20 protein-coding genes and 2 pseudogenes are annotated in these 25,882 nt (G+C 71.1%); 7 read left to right on the top strand and 15 right to left on the bottom strand.

The features are described 5' to 3' along the window. Positions 1-89: 89 nt before the first annotated feature. The gene (locus ACIA1L_RS31385) at positions 90-1,286 is read right to left on the bottom strand and encodes a rod shape-determining protein MreC (RefSeq protein ID WP_396076657.1); all 1,197 of its coding nucleotides are present in this window, start codon (positions 1,284-1,286) and stop codon (positions 90-92) included. A 71-nt stretch (positions 1,287-1,357) separates the two neighbouring features. Beyond that, a pseudogene (locus ACIA1L_RS31380) lies at positions 1,358-1,720 on the bottom strand (sigma factor); the annotation flags it as partial. 158 nt (positions 1,721-1,878) lie between these two features. Here ACIA1L_RS31380 and ACIA1L_RS31375 point away from each other — a divergent pair. Further along, on the top strand, positions 1,879-3,762 hold the full coding sequence (locus ACIA1L_RS31375; protein WP_396076656.1) for an FHA domain-containing protein: 1,884 nt from the start codon (positions 1,879-1,881) through the stop codon (positions 3,760-3,762). Here the strand turns inward: ACIA1L_RS31375 and ACIA1L_RS31370 are convergent, their stop codons facing one another. The 5 genes from ACIA1L_RS31370 to ACIA1L_RS31350 all read right to left on the bottom strand — a co-directional run bounded on the left by ACIA1L_RS31370 (position 3,763) and on the right by ACIA1L_RS31350 (position 9,225). Then, positions 3,763-4,434 (bottom strand): hypothetical protein, encoded by a 672-nt coding sequence (locus ACIA1L_RS31370; protein WP_396076655.1) that lies wholly within the window; start codon positions 4,432-4,434, stop codon positions 3,763-3,765. Between the two features lie 90 nt (positions 4,435-4,524). Beyond that, positions 4,525-5,016 carry a DinB family protein gene (locus tag ACIA1L_RS31365; RefSeq protein ID WP_396076654.1) on the bottom strand — a complete coding sequence of 164 codons (492 nt, stop codon included), beginning with the start codon at positions 5,014-5,016 and terminating at the stop codon, positions 4,525-4,527. Continuing rightward, a complete protein-coding gene (locus tag ACIA1L_RS31360; RefSeq protein WP_396076653.1) occupies positions 5,013-6,536 on the bottom strand; it encodes a flavin-containing monooxygenase in 1,524 nt (507 codons plus the stop codon). The genes ACIA1L_RS31365 and ACIA1L_RS31360 overlap by 4 nt, the downstream gene beginning before the upstream one ends. 56 nt (positions 6,537-6,592) lie before the next feature. Next, the gene (locus ACIA1L_RS31355) at positions 6,593-7,555 is read right to left on the bottom strand and encodes an NAD(P)/FAD-dependent oxidoreductase (RefSeq protein ID WP_396076652.1); all 963 of its coding nucleotides are present in this window, start codon (positions 7,553-7,555) and stop codon (positions 6,593-6,595) included. Positions 7,556-7,617: 62 nt separating this feature from the next. Next, entirely contained in the window at positions 7,618-9,225 is a 1,608-nt protein-coding gene (locus ACIA1L_RS31350) for an ATP-binding cassette domain-containing protein (RefSeq protein ID WP_396076651.1), read from the bottom strand. A 207-nt stretch (positions 9,226-9,432) separates the two neighbouring features. On the opposite strand from ACIA1L_RS31350, the gene ACIA1L_RS31345 reads away from it, so the two are divergent. After that, entirely contained in the window at positions 9,433-10,950 is a 1,518-nt protein-coding gene (locus tag ACIA1L_RS31345; RefSeq protein ID WP_396076650.1) for a PP2C family protein-serine/threonine phosphatase, read from the top strand. Between the two features lie 100 nt (positions 10,951-11,050). Continuing rightward, positions 11,051-11,902 carry a serine protease gene (locus ACIA1L_RS31340; protein WP_396076648.1) on the top strand — a complete coding sequence of 284 codons (852 nt, stop codon included), beginning with the start codon at positions 11,051-11,053 and terminating at the stop codon, positions 11,900-11,902. Between the two features lie 52 nt (positions 11,903-11,954). On the opposite strand, the gene ACIA1L_RS31335 is transcribed toward ACIA1L_RS31340, so the two are convergent. The 5 genes from ACIA1L_RS31335 to ACIA1L_RS31315 all read right to left on the bottom strand — a co-directional run bounded on the left by ACIA1L_RS31335 (position 11,955) and on the right by ACIA1L_RS31315 (position 19,237). Further along, positions 11,955-12,218, bottom strand: a complete 264-nt coding sequence (locus ACIA1L_RS31335) for a hypothetical protein (protein WP_396076647.1) — start codon at positions 12,216-12,218, stop codon at positions 11,955-11,957. 69 nt (positions 12,219-12,287) lie between these two features. Next, positions 12,288-12,824, bottom strand: coding sequence for an excalibur calcium-binding domain-containing protein (locus ACIA1L_RS31330; RefSeq protein ID WP_396076646.1), 537 nt, complete (start codon positions 12,822-12,824; stop codon positions 12,288-12,290). A gap of 289 nt (positions 12,825-13,113) precedes the next feature. Then, positions 13,114-13,428 (bottom strand): helix-turn-helix domain-containing protein, encoded by a 315-nt coding sequence (locus ACIA1L_RS31325; protein WP_396076645.1) that lies wholly within the window; start codon positions 13,426-13,428, stop codon positions 13,114-13,116. After that, the gene (locus ACIA1L_RS31320) at positions 13,428-13,820 is read right to left on the bottom strand and encodes a type II toxin-antitoxin system RelE/ParE family toxin (protein ID WP_396076644.1); all 393 of its coding nucleotides are present in this window, start codon (positions 13,818-13,820) and stop codon (positions 13,428-13,430) included. Before ACIA1L_RS31320 ends, ACIA1L_RS31325 begins: the two co-directional genes overlap by 1 nt. 128 nt (positions 13,821-13,948) lie before the next feature. Then, the gene (locus ACIA1L_RS31315; protein ID WP_396076643.1) at positions 13,949-19,237 is read right to left on the bottom strand and encodes a diguanylate cyclase; all 5,289 of its coding nucleotides are present in this window, start codon (positions 19,235-19,237) and stop codon (positions 13,949-13,951) included. A gap of 153 nt (positions 19,238-19,390) precedes the next feature. Here ACIA1L_RS31315 and ACIA1L_RS31310 point away from each other — a divergent pair, with 153 nt between their 5' ends. Then, complete coding sequence (locus ACIA1L_RS31310) at positions 19,391-20,104, top strand: M66 family metalloprotease (protein ID WP_396076642.1); 714 nt, start codon at positions 19,391-19,393, stop codon at positions 20,102-20,104. A 51-nt stretch (positions 20,105-20,155) separates the two neighbouring features. Continuing rightward, positions 20,156-21,214 (top strand): YbhN family protein, encoded by a 1,059-nt coding sequence (locus ACIA1L_RS31305; RefSeq protein WP_396076641.1) that lies wholly within the window; start codon positions 20,156-20,158, stop codon positions 21,212-21,214. Between the two features lie 50 nt (positions 21,215-21,264). Here the strand turns inward: ACIA1L_RS31305 and ACIA1L_RS31300 are convergent, their stop codons facing one another. Further along, positions 21,265-21,639 (bottom strand): hypothetical protein, encoded by a 375-nt coding sequence (locus tag ACIA1L_RS31300; RefSeq protein ID WP_396076660.1) that lies wholly within the window; start codon positions 21,637-21,639, stop codon positions 21,265-21,267. A 505-nt stretch (positions 21,640-22,144) separates the two neighbouring features. Beyond that, positions 22,145-22,357, bottom strand: a pseudogene (locus ACIA1L_RS31295) (M23 family metallopeptidase); the annotation flags it as partial. Between the two features lie 374 nt (positions 22,358-22,731). Here ACIA1L_RS31295 and ACIA1L_RS31290 point away from each other — a divergent pair. Beyond that, a complete protein-coding gene (locus ACIA1L_RS31290; RefSeq protein ID WP_396076640.1) occupies positions 22,732-23,583 on the top strand; it encodes a helix-turn-helix domain-containing protein in 852 nt (283 codons plus the stop codon). Here ACIA1L_RS31290 and ACIA1L_RS31285 read toward each other — a convergent pair. Next, entirely contained in the window at positions 23,541-24,188 is a 648-nt protein-coding gene (locus ACIA1L_RS31285; protein WP_396076639.1) for a TetR/AcrR family transcriptional regulator, read from the bottom strand. The genes ACIA1L_RS31290 and ACIA1L_RS31285 overlap by 43 nt on opposite strands. Positions 24,189-24,254: 66 nt before the next feature. Between ACIA1L_RS31285 and ACIA1L_RS31280 the strand changes: the two genes are divergently transcribed. Beyond that, positions 24,255-25,850, top strand: a complete 1,596-nt coding sequence (locus ACIA1L_RS31280) for an FAD-binding oxidoreductase (RefSeq protein ID WP_396076659.1) — start codon at positions 24,255-24,257, stop codon at positions 25,848-25,850. Positions 25,851-25,882: the final 32 nt, after the last annotated feature.

Raw genomic sequence — 25,882 nt, 5'->3', positions numbered from 1 at the left:
TTCCTGCACACCTACAATCACCACCGCCACCACACCGCCATCGGCGGACCACCCGCCAGCCGCGTTCCCAACCTCTCTGGGCAGAACATCTAGTCAGCGGGGGTCAGGATCCGCACCTCGGCGAGCTTCGTGACGTCGACGGCGGGAGTGAGCTCCACCGAGGTGGCGTCGCCGGGCTTGTCCCGGGTGGCCCGGCCGATGGTGATGGCACCGACGGTGAAGCTGCCGCCCTGGGCCGGGTCCGGCGCCAGCAACCTGTTGGTCTCGTAGATGTCGTTCGCGCTGCCCAGCGGGATGTTCTCCAGCATCAGCCGGTCCCCGGTGCCGCGCGCGGTGCCGGGGATATCGACGATGGAGAGCACCGGACAGACGAAGTCCGGGGAGGTGACCAGCGCCACGGTCGCCCGCGCGGCTGCCCGGTCGACGGCTTTCACCCGGCCCACGAGCCCGTCCCGGACCGCGACCAGTTGACCTGCACGGACCGGGCCCGCGTCGTCGAGGGTCACCGTGAGCTGCTGTCGATCGCGCTGCACGATGCCGGCTCGGACCGGCCTCGGGTCGCCGATGGCACCCTCACCCGGCTCCTCGAAAACTTTGCGCCGGCCGGCGAAGCCGGTGACCGTCGTGTCCAGCGCCGAGGTGCTTCTGGTCAGGTGAATGTCAACCACGAAACGACCGTTGCCGATTCCGCCGCCTTGGCGCAGCGTCTGGTCGACGTCGGTGCTGTCCACCTGAAGATCCGTGATGCCGGGCATCGCCACCGCGATGGCGACGACGTCGTTCTCGGTGGCGATGCCGGAAGCAGCGGTCAGCCGGGCACTCACCAGGCTCACCACCTGGGTGCGGACCGGATCCGGCGCCGGGCGGTCGGCGCGCAGGGTCAGCGCGTTGCCGTGGCCCCGGTCCGCGGTGAAGAACGCCAGCCGGGGTGCGCCCGACCGGTCGTATCCCTGGGCCACGACCACCGGGCCGAAGTTGTACTTTTGCATGGCGACGAGCGGCCGCACCGCGGAATGCGGGCCGCTCTCCTGGGCATCCCAGACCCGCACTGCCTCGGCGAGCAGGCCGGTGTCCACCCCGTCGCCCGCGGCGCTCCAGCCGAGGAACGGCCCGTCCGGCGCGACGGCGACCAGCTCCGGGTCGGCGGGCGACCGAAGGATCTGGACCATACCGACCAGCAACGTGAGGCACGCCGCCGCGGCGGCCACACTGAGGGCTCGGTGGCGCGTACGGATCCGGCGGGCGCGCTGCCGCACCTCGGCCTCGAAGCCTGCGCTGAGCGGCACCGTGTCGGCAAGCTCGGCAAGTTCCGCACGCAGCCGGTTTCCTGCTCGGACAGGTCCTGATAGAAGCGCAGCACGACCGCGGCCCGCTGGCGCGCGGGGAGACCGTCCAGTGCCCGGCGCAGCCAGTCGCGCTGCTCCACCCCCGTGTACGCGTCCGGCGCCGGCACCTCGGGCGTACGCCCCGACGGCCGCTCCCACCAGGACCGCCGACGGCGCGCGCTGAGGTACGTGTTGACCAGGATCCGCTGCACGTACGCGTCGACGCCCTGCGCGTGCCGCACCCTCGGCCAGGCCACCACCGTCTTCGCCAGCGCCGTCTGCACCAGGTCCTCGGCATGCCCGGCGTCCCCGCACAGCAGGAACGCCAACCGGACCAGGCGCCCGTACGCCGCCCGGACGAAGGTGGTGACGTCCTCGTCATCCGCGTGGTTCACAGCACCTACTTACGCCCCGGCCGGGTCCGGACGTTGCCGGGCCGGGAGAATCTTTTCCGATTCAGCAGTGGATCACCTGAACCGATCACGCGGATCGTTCGTGTGGGAGGTGAGCACGGGCCGGGTCGCGGTCTGGGAACGAGGAGAGGACGGTCGCTGTGACACCGGAGATCGTAGGGCGGACCGGACCCCTCGCCGGGCGCCGGTTCCCGCTCGGCGGGACGCCGCTCACGTTCGGCCGCCTGCCCGGCAACGGCGTCACCCTCACCGGCACGTTCGCGTCGCGGCGGCACGCGGAGATTCGGCGGGAGGCCGGCGGCTGGGTGCTGCACGACCACGACAGCAGCAACGGCACGCTGGTCAACGGACGGCGGGTCACCGTGCGGATGCTGCAGCCGGGCGACCTCATCACGATCGGCCAGGAGATCTTCTGTTTCGAGACGGCCGATGCGATGGAGACCGTGCTCGGCCTGCCGGCGGTGCTGCCCGCGCCGCGTACCCCCGAACCGGTTTTGCGGGTGACGGTCGCCGGCGGCGGACCGGTCGGCCTGACCCTCGCGTTGTTGCTGACCCGGCTGATGGGCGAGCGGGTCGCCATCACCATCTATGACGGCCGGTGGACCCGCGACGGCGCCCGGGTGGTGTGGAAGGACGAGACGCAGGGCAACAACCGGCGGCAGCAGGTCGTCACCCTGCAGAGCCGCCAGTTCCTCAACCTGCCCGAGGAAGTTCAGGCGCACCTGTTCGACTCCGGCTCCTATTCGGAGATGTGGCCGTCCGGGCCGGATTCGGTCCGCGGCTACGGCCCGCGCAACATCCGCATCGCCCATGTCGAGGACAAGCTGCTCGAGCTCGCCAACACGAAGCCGGACCGGATCACGTTGGTGCCGGAGCGGTTCGACCTTGACGAGCTGCGCGCGGACGTCAGCAAGGACCACGTCCTCGCCATCTGCGAGGGCAGCCGGTCGCGCACCCGGGAGAAGCTGGCCCACAAGTTCGGCAGCCCGGACACGTCCATCTACTCGGTGGACGGGAAGCACCTGCAGGACGTGGTCCTCGGGCTGCGGGTCAAGTCGTCGCTGAGCGACCCGATGAGTGTGCTGCTCACGGTCGCGCAGAACCGTTTCCTGCTGAACTCGCTGCGCGGCGAGGGCTTCCTCAACATGCGGCTGACCGACGTCGAGGCGCAGGAGGTCGTCGGCATCGACCCGGTCCGTCGCGAGTTCGCCGACTGCATCGCCTCCCGCCCGTGCGTGATGGCCCGCGACGACGAGGGTGACTTCGTCTGCCCGACCCACTCGACGCTGTTCCTGCCGTCGCTCATCAAGCGCTCGGCGCTGTGGCGCCAGGTCCGCGAAGGCCTGCGGTTCTTCGGCGTCGACGAGAAGGACTTCAGCGCCGTCACCGCCTTCCGGCTCGACATGGTGCAGCGCCCGAAGTTCACCGCCCAGATGTACGGTCCCACCGCCGACACCCCGGGCACGTTCGCCTTCCTGCTCGGCGACGCCGCCAACGCCATCCACTTCTGGCCCGGCCGCGGCCTGAACAGCGGGCTGGCGTCGGTCATCTCCCTCGCCCGTTCGCTGAGCAACTCCTGGACCGGCAAGCCGTTGCGCGACGCCGACTTCATCCGGCACGAGGCGGCGATGTCCATGCTGCAGTACCGCCACAAGAGCCGGGCCTGGAAGGCGATGGTCACCACCGACGAGCAGGGCAACACCCAGGCCATCAAAGACGCGATGGCTCCGGGTACGGTCGCCGCCGACGAGTCGGGCAAACAGGCCGACATCGACGAGCTCATGAACCGGCTCCGCGACGTTCGTAGCCGGCTGGCGAGCCGGATCGCGGACCTGCCCGACGATGCCACGCTGCGCGCCCACCTGGCCGGCTTGCAGGCCACAACCCTGCGCACCATGCTTGCCAGCGGCCCGTGGGACACCGCGAACGTCGGCGGCGAAGAGGTCGACATCGACATCTTCTACCGGCCCGAACCGACCGGCGGCGTCGCCAAGGTCCTCACGGGCGCGGAGCGGCCCGCCTGATCAGCTCCCGATTGCGCTGCGGCGTTCGGGGTGGCGCACGTAGTCCTGGATCAGCTCGGCAAGCCGGATCGGTTCGACGGTGGCCGGCAGCGTGTCGCGGCTGACCAGGACGCCGCGCTTGCGCACCAGCTCCGGCCGGTCGTAGTAGACGTTGAGCCGGTGCTTGGCCGGTGTCACCGGGAAGCCGGCGGCGAACGCCTCCCACGGGATGAACAGCGAGCCGAACAGCTGGCGGTTGACGACGCCGTCCGGCCGTACGCGCAGGCCGAGCCCGCCAAGAGCCAGATACCACTGCCCGGCGACGCCGACCAGGACCAGCGCACTCCCCACCGCGTCGACCGGCCAACCGATCTCGCGGTCGAGGACGGCGCCGACCTTCCCGATGACCAGCACGCTGCACATGAGGGTGAACATCACGCCCTGCATCACCAGGTGTGGGGCCGGCGGATCGATCAATGCTGGTTCATCCCGGGCCGGCACGAGGGCCGCGGGCCGATACCGCATCGCTAGCAGCACCAACCCACCGCAACCGATGATTCCCCCGACCGCGGTGTACATCGCGGCCCGGTTCCCCGCCTCCGCGGCGAGTCCGAGCGCGACCGCGCAGCCGAGCGCACTGAGCAGCACCAGCCATCGCAGCCGCGCGATCGTGGCAAATCCCCTGGTCAGCACCGATGCAGCGTAGGGAACTCGAGGTCGCCGCGACATCGGCCGACTGACCGGGTGAATGTGACACAAGGTTGCGGTCGCGGGGGTGCAGGGTCAGAGGAGGCCGCGGGCGTACGCGGCCTGGCCGGCGTGCTGGAGGTCGTCGTGCAGGACGCTCACCAGGCGGACGCCGAGGGTGACCGGCGGGTCCCAGGACTCGTCGATGACTCGCGCCAGGTTGTCGTCCGTGAGCCCGTCGAGGTATTTCATCGTCCGCGTGTGCACGGCCGCGTAGTAGTCGACCAATGCGTCAGCGCTTTCCGCGCGGACCGCGGCGACGTCGTGCGGCTCGTGCCCGTAGCCGATGTCGGCCGGGTCGGGGTCGCGGCCGAAGCGGGCGGACCAGCTCCCACTGAGGTAGATCTGCTCGGTGTCGAGCAGCTCAGCCACATGACTGTCTTGGACCCGGGTGAGGTGCCAGACCAGCCAGCCCACCGGGTTTCCCTTGCCGACCGGGGCGGCGTGCAGCTGTGCGGGGCTGAGACCGTCGACCGCGCCCCGGACCAGTTCCGGCAGGCGGCCAAAGGCCTCGACAAGGATGTTCATCGCGGCACCGTTTCTGGGGCGGGGATGGATGCCGGCGCGGCTGTGCGGCGCAGCATGCGGGGTGTCACGTGCCGGTACGCGCTCGGGTCGACCGGCAGGAGCCACTGCTTTGCGCGGGTGAGCGGGCCGAGGTTGAGGCCGAGGTCGGCGAGCAGCTCGTCGATGTTGTGCATGGAGAACGGGATGATGTTGGTGCCGCGGGCGTGCTTGCCGCGGGTCCGTTTACTCATCCAGGCGAGCCGGGCGCGGACGTCGTCGTGCATCCGGCCTTTCGACGGCAGTGTGAGGCCACCACGGAGGTACGCCGCGGTCCACACGGCGGCCATCTCCGCGCTGAGCGGGCTGAAGAAGGAGGAGTTGTAGCCGGCGAACGTGAGATGGGGGACGTCCAGCGGCAGGATGTGCCGATACAGCGCGAAGTTGCCGGCGCCGTCTTCGATGCGGGCGTGCAGGGCAGCGTCGAAGAACGGCACCTGTTGGCGGAAGCCGGTGCCGCAGATCACCAGGCCGGCAGGGAGCACCGTGCCGTCGGCGAGTCGGGCGGCCGGGCGGCCGTTGTCGGTGAGCAGCGCGCTGATGGTCTGGTCGCGGTGGACGGTGATCCGACCGTCGGCGACCCCTTCGAAGAAGCCTTCGGTCGACAGGCTGACGGTGCTGCGGGCGATGTCTTCGAAGGTGCCGTGCGGCACCAGACCGAGCTGGGCCAGCTTGTGCTGCTTGGTGGCGACCGATCCGACGCTGTCGAGCATCGCGCGGCGCAGGCCGTTGCCGGGGCCGTGTAGGAACCGCTCGACGCCCTTGGGCTCGATGTAGCGGAACAGCGCCTCGCCCATCCGGGTGAGCATCAAGTACTTGTAGTTCAGTGCGCCGCCGAGTTTGCGGGGCATCTTCCAGAGGAGTTCGCGCGCGACCACATTGGTGGTGGCCGCGACCTCGCTGACCGAGACCGCCACGTCGCACGACGACTTGCCGTAGCCGACCACCAGGACGTTGCGTCCGCGGGCGGCGTCCAGGTCGTGGAACCCGCTGGCGGGCACGACGCGCCCACCGGCGGCGGTGAACTCGGCGTGCCCCTCGAAGGAGGGGACCAGCGGGTCGGAGAAGATGCCGTTGGCGACGACGAGGTGGTCGTACCGCTCGCGGGTGACGGGCTCGTCCCGGCCGGTGGGTCGCGAGGTGAGCTGCCAGGCCGACTCGCCGTCCACCAGCTCCGCCGAGACCACCTCAGTCGACAGGCGCAGGAGTCCGCCGAGCTCGAACAGACCCACGTAGCGCTCGAGGTAGTGCTGGACCTGCTCACCGGTCGGCCACTGCGGATAGTGCGCGGGCATCGGCAGGTCGCTCAGATGGTAGGTGCCCTTGTCGTTCTGCGTCCGCAGACCCGGATAGCGGCGGGTGCTGCTCCACACCCCGCCCACGTCCGGCGACTGCTCGAACACGGTGACGTCGAACCCGCTCTGCCGCAGCACCTTCGCCGCGCTCAGCCCGGCGAATCCAGCACCCACCACAGCAATCCTCATGACAACCTCCCGGCGTCCACAGAAGACCTCACCTTGGCACAGCGGCCGGCCAGCGGTCAGGCAGTTGCCGCGGGAACACGCCGCCGGTACGCCTCGACGGCCTGTCCGGTTTCCGTCATGACCAAGTCAGCGTTGATGTGCGCGCCGGCGAGCGCTCCGGCCGCGGCGGCGGCGCCCACCTGAGCGGACAGGTCGGTGACGTTGCCGGCCAGCCAGACGCCGGGCACGTCCGTGCCGCCGGTCGGACCCGCCGGGTAGTGCTGGCCGGCGCCGGACGGGTGGTCCACCGGGTGCAGGCCCAGGTCACCGAGAAAGCCTCCGCGGGCCACCATGCGGGTGGCGACGACGAGGGCCTCGCGGGCGATCACGGTGCCGTCGTCCAGCCGTACCCCGGAAATGCGGTCTTCGTGGGTTTCCACCGCCGTGACGGCCGCAGTGACGACCCGGATGCCGAGCGCCGCGAGCTTTTCCGCATCGTCACCCTCGGGCGCGCCGAAGAACACCAGATCATCGGTCAACTGCCGGAAAAGCAATGCCTGGTGTACGGACATCGGCCCGCTAGCCAACACACCGATCGCTCGGTCCCGCACCTCCCACCCGTGGCAGTACGGGCAGTGCAGCACGTCGCGTCCCCACCGCTCCCGCAGGCCGGGCACGTCGGGGAGTTCGTCGACCAGTCCGGTGGTCACCAGCAGCCGCCGGCACCGGACCTGCCGCCCATCCGCCAGGGTCACGAGGAAGCCGTCGCCGTCCCGGGCCGCGCCGGTGATCTCGCCGGTCACCACGTGGGCGCCGTAGCCGCGGACTTCGGCGCGTCCGCGGTCCAACAGCTCGCTCGGCGGCATGTTCTCGCGGCCCAGCAGCCCGTGGATGCCGCTCGCGGGTGCGTTGCGGGGAGCGCCCGCGTCGATCACCACCACCGATCGGCGGGACCGGGCCAGCATCAGTGCCCCGTTCAGCCCGGCCGCGCCGCCGCCGGCCACCACCACGTCGTACGCGTCTCGCAGTTCGTCGGTCATCTCGACCACCTCCTGCCGCCACTGTGCGGGCCTGACCCGCACAGTGGCAAACACTCTTGCGGTTATGGCAAATCCGGGCCGGGCAGGTGCAGCCGGGGCCAGTCCGCCAGGTCGGCGAGCAACTGCCGGTCGTGCGTGGCGACGACGACCGCAGCCGGCGTGTCCCGCAACGCCGCGGTCAGCTCGTCCACCAGTGTCATCGACAAGTGGTTAGTCGGTTCGTCGAACAGCAGCACTTCCGGACGGGTCGCCACCTGCATGGCAAGGTCCAGGCGACGCCGCTGCCCCTGGGACAACCGCTGCACCGCAGTACGCCGCGCCTCGCCGTCCAGCAGGCCGGTGGCAGCCAGCGGCACGACGTCGCCGCGCCGGTCGTAAAGCTGCTGGGCGGTGTCGCCCGGCGGCCACTCGGGCACCTCCTGACCCACCAGCGCCACCTGCGCGGCGATGCGGACTGCGCCGCCCGTGGGTTGCAGGCGGCCGGACAGCACCGACAGCAGCGTCGACTTGCCGGCGCCGTTGCCGCCGGTGACCAGCAGCCGGTCGCCGGCTTCCAGGACGAGCGAGACCCGCTGTGTCAGGCGGCCGGTGACGTGGGCGTCGTCCAGGCGTACCAAAGCGATGCCTTTCCGGGCTGGCAGTTCGGGCCAGTGCAGGACCGGTGGGGGCTCCGGCACGGTGATCCGGTGGGCCGCGAGCGCCTCACGTTCCCGGTTCAGCGCCTGCACGACACCCGGCGCCCGGGTCTGCCTCTGGTGTTTGCCGGTGCCCTTGTCCGGCCGCCAGCCGGTGCTGAGCCGGTCGCGGGCGTGGTGCACCGCCAGCTCCAGCCGGTGGTGTTCGGCCTGCTGGGCGGCGTACTCCTGCTCCCAGCGCTCCCGCTCCCGGCGGCGGCCCTGCTGCCAGCCGTCGTAGCCGCCGGTGTGCAGGTGCGCCGAGCCGTCCCGGGTGGGATCCAGGTCCAAGTACTCGTCGCAGACGTCGCGCAGCAGAGCGCGGTCGTGGCTGACCAGTGCAAGGCCGCCGGTGTGGGCTCGTAGCCGCGCGGTGAGGAACGCCAGACCGTCGGCGTCCAGGTGGTTGGTGGGCTCATCCAGCAGCAACAGGTCGTCGGCAGCGCCGAGCAGACAGGCCAGCCGCACCCGGTAGCGCTGCCCCACCGAGAGGGTGCTCAGCGGGCGGGCGCGGTCTGGGCAGGCACGCAGCGCCTCGAGAGCGATGTCGACCCGACGCTCGGCGTCCCAAGCGTCCAACCGGGTGGCCGCGTCGAGCGCGACGGCATACCGGTCGTCCGCCCCGTCGCGGCCGGCGGCCAGGTCGGCCGCTGCCGCGTCAAGCGCTGCCAGCGCGGCGTGAGCGTGGTGCAGGGCCTGGGACGTGAGAGTGCCGACAGTCTCGCCGTGGGAGGCGGGCATGGTCTGCTCGGCGATGCCGACCGTGCCGGCGCGGTGGACCGTGCCGGCGTCCGGCGCCAGCAGGCCCGCCAGGACGTGCAGCAGGGTGGTCTTGCCGCGCCCGTTCTCGCCGACGATCGCGAGCCGGGACCGGGCCGAGACTGTGACAGACACGCGGTGCAGGACTTGTCGGCCGCCCAGAGCGACGCTGACGTCCTCGGCGCGCAGGTGAGCGCGCTCGCCGACTGACGTGGTAGTGGTGGTGAAAGAAGACACAGGAAAGCTCCGCAGCTCGTCAAGGGAGCCGGCGGCAGAAAACAGCCGCCCGGCGAGGACCGGGACGGCGGCAGAGGACTCGAAACGCCGCCGTCAGCGGCGGTTACGGAGCCTCATCGAAGCAACGCCTGTGTGCACCATGAGCGCAACGCTAGCCCACCGCCCGGCGGCCACCAACCGAGTTTGCCGAAAGGCTAGATTCTGCGCATGCATGACGTATTGGCCGCCGCCGGCTCGCTCCGGGACAGCTACGCGGCGGTCGACTGGGCCGCCGCGCCGATCGGACCACCGGCCACGTGGAGTCCGGCCCTGAAGTCGGCCGTCACCACGGCGCTGCAGACCCGGTTCCCGGTCACCCTGCTGTGGGGACCGGAATACACGATGCTCTACAACGAGGCCTACGTCGCGATGATCGGCGACAAGCACCCGACCGCGCTCGGCAGCCGGGCCCGGGACGTCTTCCCCGAACTCTGGGGCACCATCGGGCCGATGCTGGACTCGGTCACCGCCGGCGCGGGCGCGACCTGGGTGGACAACCTCCGCATGCTGATGGACCGGCACGGCTACCTCGAAGAGTGCTTCTTCACTTTCTCCTACTCGGCGGTGCTCGGCGAAGACGGCGCCATCGAAGGTGTCATCGACATCGCCGCCGAAACCACCGCCCAGGTCGTCGGCGCGCGCCGGCTCGACCTGCTGCGCCGGCTGCACGACACGATCGCCCAGGTCAGCCACCCCGACCACGTCCGCGAACTAGCCCTGCCGCTCCTGCACGGCACGGCCGACCTCACCCGCGCCGACCTGTCGTCCGACACCCTGGCGCCCGATCAGAATCTGTACGCGGCGGGCAACGACGTGCGAGTCCGGCTCCCCGGTGCGGACATGCTGACGGTCCAGTTCAACCCACAGGTGCCGGTGGACGACGCCGCCCTCGGCTTCGTCCGACTGCTTGCCGCGGCCCTGACCCAAGCCTTCGACCGGGCCAGGACCCGCGCGGCCGAACATCGGCTCGGGCGGATGGAACGCGAGCTGTCCGGGGCGTTACAGCACAGCCTGCTCACCCCACCAGCGCAGGCGGACGGCCTGCAGGTCGCCGTGCGCTACCAGACTGCCGTCGCGCAGGCACACATCGGCGGCGACTGGTACGACTCGTTCCTCGTCCCCGGCGGCCAGCTCACCCTCGCCGTCGGCGACGTGTCCGGACACGACCGGCACGCCGCAGCCGGCATGGCGCAACTGCGCAACCTCCTCCGCGGTACGGCAATCGCCATCCGCAGACCACCTTCCGAGGTGTTGACCGCCCTCGACCACGCCATGTCCGCGCTGGCCGTCGACGCCTTCGCCACCGCGCTCCTCGCCCAGGTCGAGGAGGACACCCTCCGGTGGTCCAGCGCCGGCCACCCACCGCCCGTACTCCTGAATCCCGACGGCTCGGTGCGACTGCTGTCCACTCCGGCAGATGTCCTGCTCGGCACCCGCAGGCCCGGCCCCCGGCAGGACCACGTCGTCACCCTCGAGCCGGGGTCCAGTGTGGTGCTTTACACCGACGGGCTCGTCGAGCGTCGGCACGCCGCGCTCGACGACGGCTTGCGGCAGCTCACCGACGCTTTGGCCGGGCAGCAGCACCTCGACGCCGAGCAGCTCTGCGACCACCTGCTCGCCCGTTTCGCTCAGGCCGCCGACGACGACATCGTCCTCCTCGTCCTGCAGGTCGTCCCGCCGCAGTGATTTACATGCATCTCCATCGATGCAAGGATCGGGGGCACCGAGATCAACCGGTGTCCGCACGTCGCCGATCGGCCGCGGCACCCAGCAGAAGGGACCCCTGATGCGCCTTCGTCGTGCGCTCGCCCTCGGCGCCGCGCTGCTCGCCACCTCAAGCGGCATGCTCGTCGGCACCGCCCCCGCGCAGGCGGCCCCTGCCCCCGCCCCCGTCGCCGAGCGAGCCGCCGTCACCCTGGCGTCGACGATCCGGCTGAACAACTGCTCCGCCGCCCTGGTGCGCTACCCCACCTCGGTCAACTCCGACCGGGCCATGATGCTCACCAACGGCCACTGCTACGAAGGCGGCTTCATCAACGCCGGCCAGGTCATCCAGAACCGGTCCAGCAGCCGCTCCGGCACCCTGCTCAACAGCACCGGCGGCTCCCTCGGCACGGTCCGCGCCGACCGCGTCCTCTACGCGACGATGACCGGCACCGACGTGGCCCTCTACCGGCTCACCACGACGTACTCGACAATCAAGAACCGCTTCGGCGCCACCGCGCTCACCCTCGCCGATGCCCGCCCGGCTGCCGGCACCACGATGACCATCCCGTCCAGCTACTGGCGGCGCATCTGGAACTGCAAGGCCGAGACCTTCGTGGACACCCTGCGCGAAGACCAGTGGACCTGGCGCGACTCGATCCGCTACGACGCCGCCTGCGACACCATCCACGGCACCTCCGGCTCGCCGATCGTCGACGACGCCTCGGGCCGCGTCATCGGCATCAACAACACCGGCAACGACAACGGCCAGATGTGCACGATGAACAACCCCTGCGAGGTCGCCGCGGACGGCACCACCAAGGCGTACCAGGGACAGAGCTACGGACAGCAGACGTACTGGTTCACCACCTGCCTGAACAGCAGCCGGGCCATCGACCTGACCGTTGCGGGCTGCCTGCTCACCAAGCCGTAACCCCCGGGGCCCGGCGGGACCACGACCCGCCGGGCCCGCCCCGGGCAAGCTCTCAACGCTGACGCCCCGATGCCCGGAGCAGGGCTCGCACCGGTCCGCGCAGGAGACGAACGACCGCCTTCGCCGGCAGCAGGATCGCCGCGGCAACCACTTGCGCAAACGCGGCCTGGACGGCGACGTACAGCAGGTAGAACGGCAGGATCAGGAACCACAGCCCGACCGTGCCGACGCCGAGCAGCAGGTGACCCCAGATCGGCATTCCCGCAAGGTCCTGCTCGAGAAAGTGCGGCTGCGGTTTCGGCGGGCGCGGTTGCATGAAGGCACAGTAATCAATGCCTGCCACGGAGTACGCCTCGTGCACGGCCCGCCCACCACTCCAGCAAGGTCAGTCGGAGCCGCAACCTTGACCGTCTCCGTCCCTGTCCAGGTGCCGGCCGTAACCGGGGTCACCGCGGCGGATCGGAGCCTTACCGGCGGCGCGGACAGCGTCACAGTTCTTGTAGTACACGCTCTCGGGCTGGTCGCGGGTCGGCGTCGGCTGAGGTTTGGGCCGCTTCGTGGTTGGTTTGGGCCGTACAGTGGCTTGGGCCGGGGCGGTGCTGGGCTTGCGGGTTGCCGACTTCGTGCTGGTCGGCGTCTTCGGCGCCGGGCTGATGGTTGTCGGGCTACTGGACGGCGTTGCTGGGGCGACAGTGACGGCTGGGATTGCGCCCAGAAGGCCCTTGGTCGGCGCTGTGGACGTCGCCGCGGTCGGCGCAGCAGACAGCGAGGATTCCGGAGGGTCGGTGAACGCGGCGATGATGGCGGTGCCGCCGCAGCACAACGCGACGATCGCCCCGGCAACGCCGAGAATGATCTTGTTCGTCTTCCGCCTCTTCGTCAGCGGATGGCCCGGCGGCCGAGGCGGGAGCGGATACGACATGCGGACACTCCGTCATGGTCGGCTATGGAGTCTTCGACTGTCCCGCAGCTGCCATCCGGCCGGGAGACACCGCACCACAGGTTCACCCGATCGCCCCGACGTCTACCCGTTCGTCCATTCAGGCCATTCGTTCGGCTTGCCGGTGTCGCTGATCAATCGAACGCGGGTCGCAGTCTCGCAGCCAAAAGTGCCGTAGGCCCTCTGTCCAGCTCAACGGACGTCGGTACACGGCGCGACCGTTGGCAACGGTCACCCACCGCGCCTCTCGAAGCACGAGGCTAGGTCGGCTTCAAGCGATCTGCCGAAGGTCACCGCCGTAATCAAAAATGATCCGCATCCGGGCACCCAGCGCCCGTGCGTACCGGCTCAAGGTCGCCACCTCGTTGACATCAAGATCACCATTCTCGATCTGGCTCACTCGCCCGGGCGAGACTCCCATGAGCTCAGCCACCTGCCGCTGGGTCAGCCCAAGCCGCTTTCGCTCCTCGGCCAGATGAAACGCACTGACCCAGGCCGCGGTCCGGGCTCGTTCCCCCTCGAGTGCCTCATCGTCCCCGTCGTGCAGCTCCGCACGTAGGTCCTCCCAGTCATGGAACTCGCTCATCAGTTCTCCCTCCGCTTCTTCTCCGCCGCCAGCCAACTCGTGTACGCAGTCTCTGCAATCGGGATCGCCGTCCGATACCATCGAGCCCAATCGCCGGCCTTGTTCCCAGCCACCAGCAGCACCGCCTGCGACCAGGGATCGAACACGAACAGCACCCGGATCGCGACGTCCCGCCCCGACCTCGGCCGCAATTCCTTGAGATTGCCGATGCTCGACCTCTGCAACGTGTCGACCATCGGGCGCCCAGGACCTGGCCCGACCTCAGCGAGCATGTCGATAGCGACGTTGACGGAACGGTAGACGTCGGGGTCCGACTGCCGTAGCGCTCTCAGCCACTCCCGAACCTCACCCGTGGTCTTGATGGACCATCGGCGCGGCGACTCTTCAGGCATGACCGAACTATAGCTCGGACTAAACATTGAGTGAGATAATTGATCTTCCTGGTGGCTGCTGGACCTCGGCCGCCTCCGCGAGCTAGTCCTGCGTACGGCTTGGGCGACCTCCATGTCTTCCTGAAGTGCTACGCCACCGGGTACGGGCGGTCGTCGGCAACCACCCGGTTGCGGCCGGTCTGCTTGGCGCGGTACAGGCTCGCGTCGGCGCGGGCCAGCAGGGCGTCGGCATCCGCGTCGCCGGTTCGTAGGTGTGCTACGCCGACGCTGATGGTGACGTCGATCGGGCCAGCCGCGGTAGGGATCGGGGCGTCGGCGATCTCCGCGCGCAGGCGTTCGGCTGCGGGTTCCGCGCCGTCGCCGCAGTCGGGTAGCAGCAGGACGAATTCCTCACCGCCGTACCGGCCGGCGATGTCGCTCTCGCGCAGACCGAGTCGCATGCGCGCGGCCACCGCCCGGATGACCTCGTCGCCGACCTGGTGGCCGTACGTGTCGTTGATGCGTTTGAAGTGGTCGATGTCGACCATGACGGCGGCGAGGGCGGTGCCGCGGCGCCGGGTCAGGGCGATCTCCCGCCCGGCCGCCTCGAACAGGTGTCGGCGGTTCGCCAGACCGGTCAGGCCGTCCACGGTCGCGAGGTGGTGCATCTGGGTGAAGAGCCGCGCCTTGTCGAAGGCGGTCATGGCCTGCCCGACCAGTGTCGCGCCGAGCTGGACGTCGTCTTCGCCGTAGCCGCCGCTGGCGGCGCAGCCGGTCAGCAGCAGGACGCCGTGGCGTTCGTCGCCGCTGGCTAACGGCAGGGCGAGCCAGGAGCTGGGCTCCGCGCCGAGGTCCGCCGGCCAGGGCGCAGCACCGGGGCCGGTGGTGGGCTCGGTCAGGGACAGCGGCGCGGTCAGGGCGAAGGTCGTGTCCCGTACCTCCCAGGATGCGTCGGGGCCGGCCAGGGCCGCGACGGTGGCGTCGATGGGCTGGCCGGTCAGCAGCCAGGCCCGGTCCGCGCCGAGCGACTCCGTGGCGGTGGTCATGAGCCGGCGCAGGACCACGTCCGGGTCGAGGCTGTCGGCGAGGTGGCTCATCGCGTGGCGCAGCGTCTCGGCGAGGTCTCGGCGCCGGTTGGCCGCTTCGACGGCGACTTCCAGTTGGGCGGCGCGGGCGGTATCCAGCGCGACCGCCACGTGGTGGGTGATCGCCGTGAGGATGTCGACGTCCTCGTCGGTGAAGACGCCTTTGGCTACCCGGCTGTCGAGGTAGACGACGCCGAGCAGGCGCCCGTCGAGTTGGAGCGGGGCGGCGAGCACGCTGCGCAGGCCGTACGCGACGACGCTCTGCGCACCCAGCGCGGCGCCTTCTTCGGTGCCGGTGACGACGACGGCTCGGCCGTCGCGGGCGACCTTGTCGACTAGGCTGGCGCTGTAGTTCGTCAGTTCCACCAGGTCGTTGCCCGCGGCGTCCCGGCCGACGTGCGGCGTGAGCGTGTCGGTTTCCGCCTCGTGCAGCAGCAGGAACGCGCGTTCGGCGCCGAGGATGCGGATCGTCTCGTCGAGCGCGATGCGGCCCAGCCGGGTCGGGTCGAGCACCCGGGACGCCGCGAGGCTGATTTCCTCCAGGGCTTTCCACCGTGCGGAGGCGCGGCTGTCGCCGCCGACGCGTTGGGCGGTCTGGTGGGTGGTCGCGGTGCCGGCGGCACGGGGGAACTCGGCGGCGACCGCGCGGGTCCGGTGCGGCCAGCCCTGCGCGTCGGCGAGCCGGAGGGCGTATTCGGCCTGCCGGCCGGACTCGCCGTCGGCGCCGAGCGCTGTGTGGGCGCGGGCGCGGACCAGCGCGGCCTCGAACGCCACCAGCGGGGCGTCGACCGTACCCAGGATCGGCTCGGCCGCGGCCAACAGGGCGAGCGCCGCGGCAGGGCCGGCCGGGCGCCGCCTGCCTCGCGGTTCGGGTTCGAGCAGGCAGAGGGCGGCGCGGGCGACCTGGTGGTGGGCGGCGAGCAGGGGCCGCAGGGTGACTCGGCCCAGCACGGCGACGGCCTGCCGGGCCTGCGTCAGCCGGGCCTGCCGGTCGGTGTCGGTGGTGGCCTGCCGCAGCTGCGCGATGCGACCGTACGCCTGATAGACCTGGAATCCGTGCTGCGAGGGCACCACGTCGATCAGCCGCACGCCGAGCGCGTCGTACGCGGCAACGGTGTCGTCGAAGGTGTCGCCGAGGTCGCGCTGCTCGACGGCGTTCTGCAGGCGGGCGATCAGGGTGTCGACGCGTTGGTGCAGCGGCGCGTCGGCGCGTTCCAGGCGGCGCAGTTCGGCGGCTGCTTCGCCGTTGCGGCCGCGCAGCGCGTACAGGCAGGCGTCGGTCGCTACGACGCCGCTGCGGCCGGACTGCCCGGCCGCTTCCGCCCGCGCTTTGGATCGGGCGAAGCCGGCTTCGGCCTCGGCCATGTCGCCGCGCAGCAACCAGTCCCAGCGCAGCACGGCGTAGCCGTCCAGTGCCAGCCCTTCGTCGAGCCACCGTTGCTGCCGGTCCAGCACGTCGGACATGCTGCGCCCGCCGTCGATGCCGGCGCCGTGCCGGCTGAAGTCGTCCATCCAGGTGACGGTCGCCGAGAGCACCGGGTCGCCAAGGCGGTCCGCCATCTTGGCAGCTGTGCCGGACAGCCGGGCGGCGAACCGCTGCCGGCCCAGCACCCGGGCCAGGATGGCCAGGGAGGAGAACGCCCGGGCGGATTCGGGGCAGCGGCCGAGCCGGTTCGCCAGGTAGTAGCTGCGCAGAATGTAGGTCACGCCGTCGAAGGGGCGCAGTTCCCGCATGCAGGCGGCGGACGCGTAGTTGTGCAGGGCCGCCCGCAGCGCGAGCCGGTCCCGCAGCTCGCCGCGGGCCTTGCCGTAGCCGAGGCCGGTCAGCCGAATCAGGCAGCCGCCGACGAACATCACCACCGTGAGCAGGATCAGCGCCACCGGATTGCGGGGTGAGGGCTTGCCCAGTTCGGTCAGGCCGCGCTCGACGGTGGCTAGCGGCTGCACGCTGTTCCAGGCGCTGTCCTCCACTCCGGCGAGCAGCAGCAGCGTACGGGCCCGCTCCACCGCCGTCGGCGCGCACGCGAGCGCCTCGTCCAGCGCCTTCTCGGCTTCCGCGAACCGCCCCGCGGCGTGGTACGCCCTCGCGAGCGTCTGGTGGAAGGCGCAGTCCGGTGTGACCGAGGCAGCCTCGGCAGCCGCAGCGGCCCGTTCCAGGAAGGTCAGCGCGGTCGCCGGCGCATGATCGGCCAGCGCCCGCCGGCCCGCGGCGTACGCGGCCTCGAACCGCCGGTCCGGGCGGTACGCCGGGTCGCCGTCGGCGGTGTGCCGGGCGAGGGCGTACGCGGTCTCGGCGTCGGCGTCCCCGGCCGCTTCGATGGCGTCGGCGACCTGGTCGTGCAGGCTGCGCAGGGTGGTCTCGTCGAACTGGTGTAGGAGTGCTTCCCGGATGCGGTCGTGCACGAAGGCGTACCGGCCGAGGGCCCGCGGCTCGACCAGGCTGTGCCAGACCGCCTCGGTGAGGACCGCGCGTACCTGGTCGGTGCCGGCCACCTCGGCCACCAGCTGCGGATCGAACTGGGAGCCCACGACCGCGGCGGCACCGAGCAGCCGGCGCGCCTCGGCGTCGAGGGCGTCGACTCGTTGCAGCACCAGCCCGGCCGCGTCCTCCGGGAGCTGCAGGGCGTCGAGGTGGTCTACGTCGACGTGCCACATGCCCCAGGAGGGGCGGGCGAGTCCGGCGTCGAGGATGGCCCGCAGGTACTGCAGCAACGTGAACGGGTTGCCGCCGCTGCGGGTGGCGAGCCGCCGGGCGTCTTCCGGGTCGACGCTCATGCCGCCGCTGACTGCGGCCACCAGCCGGGCCACCGCTTCGGCGTCCAGCGGGCGCAGCTCGATCTCGGTGTCCAGGGCCTTGCCGAGCCGCGCTCGGAGCTCGTCCACCGCGGCGACGCTGGGCGGGTCGTCGCGGGCCGTGACCACCACCAGCAGCGGGGCGTCGGTGAGGCGCGCACTGAGCTGCTCGAGCGCCCGGCGGGTGGCCTCGTCGAACCACTGCGCGTCGTCCAGATAGAGCACGGCTTTGCCGGCGGAGCGGGCCAGGTCGACGAGCAGCGCCGCCACCGCTGCGGTGTACTGCTCCTGACCGACCTCCCCCACCGCGTCGGGTACGGCGAGCAGTTCGGCAAGCGCGGGCGACAGGTTCTTCACCAGGGGTGCGCCCGGCCCGACTACCGCCCGTAGGCGTTCGACCTCGGCGGGCCGGGACTCGGCCGGCCCGGCGAGCACCGCGCGGACGTACCCGTCGACAGCGGCTCGCAGCGCGGCGAGCGGCTGCGGATCGTCCGGGGCGCTCTTGCCGTGCAGCACCAAGCCACCCGCCTGCTGGGCCGCGACGGTCAGTTCGCGCACCAACCGGCTCTTGCCCGCGCCGGGGGCACCGCGGACCAGCACCACGCCGCCCTGGCCCCGCGACGCCCGCGCCCAGCGGCCCATGAGCGTCGCGACATCGCCGTCCCGGCCCACCAGTCGCGGCCCGTGCTGCCCGCGCGTCACCTGGTCACCGAGGTCCAGCGGGAACTCGGCCCGGTCCGGCTGCTCCGCGACGTGCTGCAGATCGTCCAACAGCCCGACGGCACTCTGATACCGGTCGTCCGGATCTTTGGCGAGCAGGCGGACGATGATCGCCGACAAGGCGCCACCCAGCCCGGCCACCGACCGGCGCGGGTCCGGCACCGGCGCGGTGGCATGCAGGCGGAGCAGAGCGCCCGGATCGGCGGCGACGAACGGCAGGCTGCCCGTCACGCACTCGTACAACACCGCACCGAGGCTGTAGAGATCGCTGCGGCCGTCGACCTGCCGGCGCAGCATGCCGGCCTGCTCCGGCGAGCAGTAGGCGGGCGTACCCGCGATCAGGTCCGCATCGGCGGCCCCGACCCGGGTGGCTAGCCCGAAGTCGACCAGCCGGGCCGCGCCGTCGCGCCCGACGATGATGTTGTGCGGCGTCACGTCCCGGTGCACCAGACCCGCCGCGTGCGCGGCGGCCAGCGCCGACGCGATCTCGTGCGCGACCCGGACCGCCCGCTGCGCGGGAAGCCGGCCGCCGGCCAGCAGGTGAGTGAGCGGCTCACCCTCGATCAGGTCCATCAACAGGTACGGCCGGCCGTCCCGGTCGCCCAGCTCGTGCACCCGGGCCACGCCAGGGTGGTCGATGGAGGCGAGGAGGGCACCTTCCCGCCGGAAGGCGCGCATCCGCTCCTCGTCGCCGTCCGCGGCCTGGAGGACCTTCATGGCGTATTCGGCGCCACGGAAACGGACCCGGTGCACGACGGCGTGTGCGCCCCGGCCGATCTCGCTCAGGACGACGGGCCCGGTCGACGGACCGGGATCCGCCGGGCGACGTTCGGCAGGCACGTCTGCCCCATCGGCACCGAACGGCGCGCAATGACGATTTCCGGCGAAACAGTCAGACCCCTGGGCGGGCCGTCCTCGTCTGCGTCACAGTCGCTCACGATCGGACCGCACGCGCCGATGGACGGGGCCTCTCATCCCCAAGATCGGAGCGTCGTGGTCGCTCGTGTGCTGCGTTGGTTGACGGCTGCTGCTGTCAGTGGAGCGCTTCTGTGGCAGCCGAGCACTGTGGCGGCGGCCGGCGAGGCGGACGCGTACGCCTTCCTCAGTCAGCGCAGCGGCTTCGACCTCGTCGCCCGCTGGAATCCCTGCGCACCGATCGGCTACCGGGTCAACCTGGACCGGGCGCCGCGCGAGTCGCTCACCGAGGTCCAGGTCGCTGTCGCGAGGATCGCCGCGGCCACCGGCTTGACCTTCAGCTATGCGGGTCCCACCCAGGTCGTTCCGGGCCGCACGCCGGTCGACTACCCGCCGGACACGCAGCTCATTATCGCCTGGGGAACCCCAGAAACCGACAAGACGGACATCGCGGGGATCGGTGGCGCGGTGTACTCGCCGGGGCAGACCGAGTCCGGAGCGCCCGCCCTCATCATCGACAAGGGCATGGTGCTGCTCGACGCCGCCCGGACGGCCAGCATGGCCCGAGGCTTCGGCGCCGCGGGCAACGTCACCACCGGCCAGCTCCTGCTGCACGAGCTGGGACACGCCGTCGGACTGGCCCATCCGCTGGTCGACGACCCGACCGAGATCATGTATCCGTGGCTGAGCAACCGGGCCACCACCTGGGGCGCAGGCGACCTGGCCGGCCTGCGTGAGGTCGGCGCGAACGGCGGCTGCCTCCACCACGACCCGGCACCCGCGACCGTGTGATCGTGGGCACTCGACAGGGGCGTCCACCCCATTCGCGGGGATCATAGGCGGATGCGAAGCGAGGTCGACCGGCCGTCCGCCGCGGCCGTACCCGGCCCGCGTGGGGTGCTTCGCTTCCTGCGTACGCTGAGATCGCAGAAGTGGGCCCGCCTGCTCGCGGGTGTCGCCCTGGTCGCCGGCCTCGTGGTGATCGGCCTGCAAGGCCGCCTGCCCGACCCCCACGCTGTCCTCCGGGCGTCGGTCAGCGCCGACTACGGCTGGATCGTGCTCGCGGTCGCGCTGCAGGCCGCCTCGATCGGCGCGTTCGCGCTCCAGCAACGCAACCTGCTGCACGGGCTCGGGGTGCGGCTGCGCCGCAGCCGGACCTCCGCGATCATCCTGGCCGCCACGGCCATCTCCATCGCGGTGCCCGCCGGCCCGGCCCTGTCGACCGCCTACACCGTCCGCGAATACCGGCGGGCCGGGGCAGCCCGAGAGATCGCCCTGGCCTCGGTCATCGTGTCCGGTCTCGCTTCCATCGGCGGGCTCGCCCTGGTCTATGCCGGGGGCGGACTCGCCGTGCTGGCCGGCACCCCCACCGCCGGTCTGAGCTGGGAACCGCTGCTCACCGTCCTCGGCCTGACCGTTGCCACCGCCGCCACCGTGGTCGTCGGGCGCCGCTGGTCTCGCCGACCCGCCGCCGACCGAGCCAGCGGCGGGCGACTCGCTCGGCTGGTGCACTCAGCGACCACCTCCCTGCGCGAGGCATGGCAGGCCGGCGCGGGACTGCGAGGCGCAGACTGGGCGGTGGCCCTCGGCTACGCCGCCGCCAAGTGGATCACCGACCTGATGTGCCTGGTGGCCGCGGTCCGCGCGCTCGACGAACCGGTCAGCGTGATCACCCTGGCCGGCATCTATCTCGGAGTGCAGATCGTCCGGCAGGTCCCCCTCACCCCGGGCGGCATCGGCGTCATCGACACCGCCCTGGTCGCCGGCCTCACCGCCGCCGGCGCCGACGTCATCAGTGCGACCGCCGCGGTCCTGATCTACCGCCTGATCTCCTGCTGGCTGCTCATTCCCATCGGCGGTGCCGCAGCCGTGGCCCTGCGCCGCGCCCGAACCGCGCCCTAGCAGAAGGGGCCGGCCCCCACCCCCGTGGGTGGAGGCCGGCCGGACCGGGATCAGAAGACGATGCCCTGGGTGTCACGGTTGTCGCCGTTCCAGTCACCGACGATCGGATACTCCCGGCCGTCGCCGTTGCCGTACGCGACGGACTGGGTGATCTCGGCGGCGTCGGTCACCGCGCTGGTCCGGAAGTAGTAGGTGTTGCCCATCCGGACGCCGATGTTGTCCTTGCCGTCGCCGTTCCAGTCGCCGACCAGCGGGAACGCTCCCGGGTCGCCGTACGGCACCGTGCGGGTGGCCTCGGGCTGGTTGTTCGCCGAGGTGCGCAGGTAGAAGGTGTAGTTGCCGGGCTTGACCACGCCCAGGTTGTCGATGCCGTCGCCGTCCCAGTCGCCGATGAGCGGGGTGTCCGGGGCGTCGCCGTACGCCACGACCTGGGTGGTCTCCGTGCCGCTGGTGACCGGGGCTGGTCCGCAGGAAGAAGTTGATGCCCATCCGGACGCCGACGTTGTCCTTGCCGTCACCGTCCCAGTCGCCCACCAGCGGCACCGCGCCCGGGTCGCCGTAGCGGAAGGTGTATTGGGCGGCGCCGGTGGCGGGGTTGTTGGCGAGCAGGAAGGTGCTGGTCGTGGGGTCGAACGCGCTGACCGTGTCGCTGCCGTCGCCGTCCCAGTCGCCGACGATCGGGATCATCGGGCTGTTGCCGTAGTGGATGACCGGCCGGGTGTTCGCGCCGGACGTCGGGTCGTCGGAGAGGAAGAAGTCGAGCACGCCGAGGTCCGGGGTGCCACCGCCGCCACCGCCGCAATTGTGGCTGGTGAAGGTCTGCGACCGGCCGACCTCGACGGTGACGAGCTGGCCGTCGATCGCCGAGCGGACCGTAGTGCCGTCCTGGATCTGCTCGAAGTGCAGGTGCGGGGCGCCGCTGTTGCCGGTGCTGCCGACCCGGCCGAGCAGCTGACCCTGGACGACCGTCTGGTTCAACGACACGGCGGGCGCCGCGATCATGTGCAGGTAGCGGGTCTGCCAGCCGCCGCCGTGGTCGATGCGGACGTGCCAACCACCACCGTCGTCGTACGCGGCCTTGACGACCTTGCCGCCGGCCGCCGCCAGGATGGGCTGATTGTTGCTGCCGCCACCGACCTTCATCAGGTCGATGCTGTTCGGGTTCGGGCTGTGGTCGCTGCGGGTCTGGCCGACCCATTGCTGGCCGCAGGTGAAAGGCAGCCGGAACAGCGGACGCGGTCCGGCGGCGTGGGCGGTGACGGGTACGACAATGACCGTCGCGAATCCGGCGAGCGCCACACCAATGGCGGCAAGGGCACGCTTCGGGAAAATTCTTATGGGCACAGATCCTCCATGGGTACTCCGGCGCTGCGACCGCTGCGGGTCGAGCCAGCGACAGCTTGCCGCGGCACCCGTACCGATGGAAGGCGCCGGGACGGGAAGGGATGAAACGCCGCAGTTACCAGGGACTTTGTGGCGGGGCGGGATGCCGGGGACGGTCGCTCTACTCTGGAGTCATGCATCCTCCGGGGGAGATGGCGGGCCGGCCCGATTCCACTCAGGCATTGGCAGCCGTGCTTCGCGATCTCAAGAACCGTCAGGGCCGCAGTTTCGAGGCGTTGGCTAAGCGACTAGCGGTCAGCAAGTCGGCGTTGCATCGCTACACCTCGGGAGAGGTGGTGCCCGCCAAATTCAGCATCGTCGAATTGTGGGCGCGCGAATGCGGTGCCACCGCGGCGGAGATCGCCGAATTGCACCGTCTGTGGTCCACCGCTGTGGCGGACCCTCCATCCGCGGCACCGACGACCGAGGCCGCGCCCGAGGAGCCAGCCACCCGGCGACACCGGCATTGGATCGCGGCCGCGGCGTTGACCTCCGTGATCGGCGTCGGCACCACCATGATCGTGTTGGCCCGCAGCGAGCACGCCGCACCGGCCCACGAGCAGGCCGCCGAGGACGGTGCGCCGGGGCAGTGCGAGGCTCGGGCCGGCGTGCGGCATGTGGACGCCCGCCGATACGGCCACGTCTGGCGGGCCGACTACGTGTGCCCCAACACCGTGGGCACTGCCCTGTATGACGAGCCCGGCGGGGCGCGGAAGATCGCCGTGATGGAGACGGGCAAGAGCTGGTTCACCTGCTGGACGCGGATGGACTCCCAGATCTGGTACTACACCCGGGGTGACCGCAGCGAGCCGGGCACGGAAGCGTGGGACGGCTGGGGGTTCATCCCCGCCGAGCACGTGCCGCTGGCCGCACATCCGGCCCCGGCGATGCCGGACTGCTGGTTCGCCCTCGCCGACTCCCCCGGCCCTCCGCCGGCAGCTGGTTACCCGACGCCGAGCCGGGCCCCGGCGGTGAAGCCCGGGTAGAGGACGGTGGAGATCCGCTCGAATCGGGCGATCATCGCGTCGGCGCTCTGCTCCGGGTGGTGCCGCCACCAGGCGATCGCCGCGCTGACCGTGCCGTACCAGAGGTGGGTGGCGAGGTCGGCGTCGAGCGACTCGCCGGCCGCGGCGCAAGCGAGGACCTCGGCAACGCCGGCGGCGCCCAGTCGGTTGAGCTCGCGCCGGTGCGCGGTCGCCGCCTCATAGAGGGCGCCGTCGGGCGGCAGGGTCGTGTCGTAGACGAGATCCCAGTCGTGGAGGCGAGATTCGAGGGTTCGGAAGATGGCCGCCATGGTGCGGGCGGCGCGGGTGATGTCGGACGGACCTTCCTGGGCGGACCGGACGGCGGCGACGATGCGCGAGCCGGCCTGCTCCACGCAGGTGAGGTAGAGACCGTCCTTGGAGCGGAAGTATTCGTAGATCATGGGCTTGGAGATGCCGGCGCGGGCGGCCACCTCCGCGGTCGAGCCCCGCGCGTAGCCCTTGCGGGCAAACTCGTGCGCCGCCGCGTCCAGAATCAGTTCCTCCCGCTCGCGGCGCGGCATGCCCTTGGTGCCGACGGCCCGCGGCCGATTCTGCTCCTTGCCCATGTACGCCATCCTATGCGAAATTGACCGCGCGGTAACTTACCCAGCGTTCAGATAGGTGGTGCCTTGGTGACACGGTCGTGGTGGGGATGGGGCAACGTCGAGGACGCGGTGACGGGAGAGGAGCGCACGAAGCTCACCCGGCGCACAGCGGCGCTGCTCCCCGACGCGGACCTCACCGTGCACGAGGCGCCGCCGATCGAGTCGTTCAACGTCGCTGCTAGCCGGATCGAAGCACCCCGTACGCTCGCCGCCCTAGCCTCGGCCGACGTCCGAGACCGGCTCGCGCACAGCCATGGACAAGCGTTCCGCGACGTCGTCCGCGCCCTGCTCGGCCACCTGCCGCACGTACCCGACCTTGTCGTCCGACCCACCTCGGACGCTGAGGTCGGCCAAGTCCTCGACTGGTGTTCCGGGGCGAACATCGCGGTCGTCCCGTTCGGCGGCGGCACCTCGGTCGTGGGCGGCGTCGAGCCTCACGTCAGCGCCGACTACGCCGGCGTGGTCAGCCTGGACCTGACCGCCATGCGCCAGGTCCTCGAGATCGACCCGGTCAGCCGCGCGGCCCGGGTCCAGGCCGGGGTGCTCGGCCCGCACCTCGAGGAACAACTCCGGCCGCACGGCTACACGCTGCGGTTCTTCCCGCAGTCCTTCGAGTTCTCCACCCTCGGTGGCTGGCTCGCCACCCGGGCGGGCGGCCACTTCGCCACCCAGCTCACCCACATCGACGACCTGACCGAGTCGCTGCGCATCGTCACCCCGGCCGGCGTCGTCGAAACCCGCCGCCTGCCCGGCTCCGGCGCCGGTCCCGCACCCGACCGCATGTTCCTCGGCTCCGAAGGCTCGCTCGGCATCATCACCGAAGCATGGGTACGCCTCCAGGACCGCCCCCGCTGGCGAGGTGGCGCCTCGGTGAGCTTCGCCGACTACGAGTCCGGAGTCGCAGCGGTCCGCGCGCTGTCCCAGTCCGGGCTCAACCCCGCGAACTGCCGGCTCCTGGACCCGATCGAAGCCCTGATCAACGCGAACTCGGCGACGGCCGTCCTCGTGCTCGGGTTCGAATCTGCCGACCACCCCGTCACCGCCGGGCTGGAACGCGCCCTGGAACTCTGTCGTGACCACGGCGGAGTCCTGCCCGAGCCAGCCCGGCACACCGACGTCGCCGACCACGGCGCGCGCAGTGGGGCCGCGGACACCTGGCGGTCGTCGTTCCTGCGGATGCCGTACCAGCGCGACGCCCTCGCCGCGCAGAGCATGATCGTGGAGACCTTCGAAACCGCATGCACGTGGGACCGGTTCGAAACCCTGCGCGCAGCCGTCAACGACGCGGCACAGGACGCTCTGCCGCAGGTCGGCGCCACCGGTGTGGTGACGTGCCGGTTCACCCACGTCTATCCGGACGGTCCGGCACCCTACTTCGGCATCTACGCCGCCGGCGAATGGGGCAAGACCGTCGAGCAGTGGGACGAGATCAAGGCAGCGGTCTCCGACGCCCTGATCTCCACCGGCGGCACCATCACCCACCACCACGCCGTCGGCCGCGACCACCGCCCCTGGTACGACCAGCAGCGCCCCGACCTGTTCGCCGCCGCCCTCCGCGCCGGCAAAGCGGTCCTCGACCCGGCCGGCATCCTCAACCCCGGCGCCGTCATCGACCCGGCGTAGGCCGCCGCGGCCCGCGTCGAAGATGCCTTGTA

The sequence above is a fragment of the Actinoplanes sp. NPDC051859 genome (genome assembly GCF_044452725.1).
In the GTDB taxonomy this organism is placed as follows: domain Bacteria; phylum Actinomycetota; class Actinomycetes; order Mycobacteriales; family Micromonosporaceae; genus Actinoplanes.
This window is presented reverse-complemented; position numbering and strand designations above follow the sequence as displayed.

Coding starts and splice junctions, on each gene's coding strand:
- ACIA1L_RS31365 (WP_396076654.1), bottom strand. CDS start 5,016: ATGAACATCCTTGTCGAGGCCTTTGGCCGCCTGCCGGAACTGGTCCGG.
- ACIA1L_RS31360 (WP_396076653.1), bottom strand. CDS start 6,536: ATGAGGATTGCTGTGGTGGGTGCTGGATTCGCCGGGCTGAGCGCGGCG.
- ACIA1L_RS31355 (WP_396076652.1), bottom strand. CDS start 7,555: ATGACCGACGAACTGCGAGACGCGTACGACGTGGTGGTGGCCGGCGGC.
- ACIA1L_RS31345 (WP_396076650.1), top strand. CDS start 9,433: ATGCATGACGTATTGGCCGCCGCCGGCTCGCTCCGGGACAGCTACGCG.
- ACIA1L_RS31340 (WP_396076648.1), top strand. CDS start 11,051: ATGCGCCTTCGTCGTGCGCTCGCCCTCGGCGCCGCGCTGCTCGCCACC.
- ACIA1L_RS31335 (WP_396076647.1), bottom strand. CDS start 12,218: ATGCAACCGCGCCCGCCGAAACCGCAGCCGCACTTTCTCGAGCAGGAC.
- ACIA1L_RS31330 (WP_396076646.1), bottom strand. CDS start 12,824: ATGTCGTATCCGCTCCCGCCTCGGCCGCCGGGCCATCCGCTGACGAAG.
- ACIA1L_RS31325 (WP_396076645.1), bottom strand. CDS start 13,428: ATGAGCGAGTTCCATGACTGGGAGGACCTACGTGCGGAGCTGCACGAC.
- ACIA1L_RS31320 (WP_396076644.1), bottom strand. CDS start 13,820: ATGCCTGAAGAGTCGCCGCGCCGATGGTCCATCAAGACCACGGGTGAG.
- ACIA1L_RS31305 (WP_396076641.1), top strand. CDS start 20,156: ATGCGAAGCGAGGTCGACCGGCCGTCCGCCGCGGCCGTACCCGGCCCG.
- ACIA1L_RS31290 (WP_396076640.1), top strand. CDS start 22,732: ATGCATCCTCCGGGGGAGATGGCGGGCCGGCCCGATTCCACTCAGGCA.
- ACIA1L_RS31285 (WP_396076639.1), bottom strand. CDS start 24,188: ATGGGCAAGGAGCAGAATCGGCCGCGGGCCGTCGGCACCAAGGGCATG.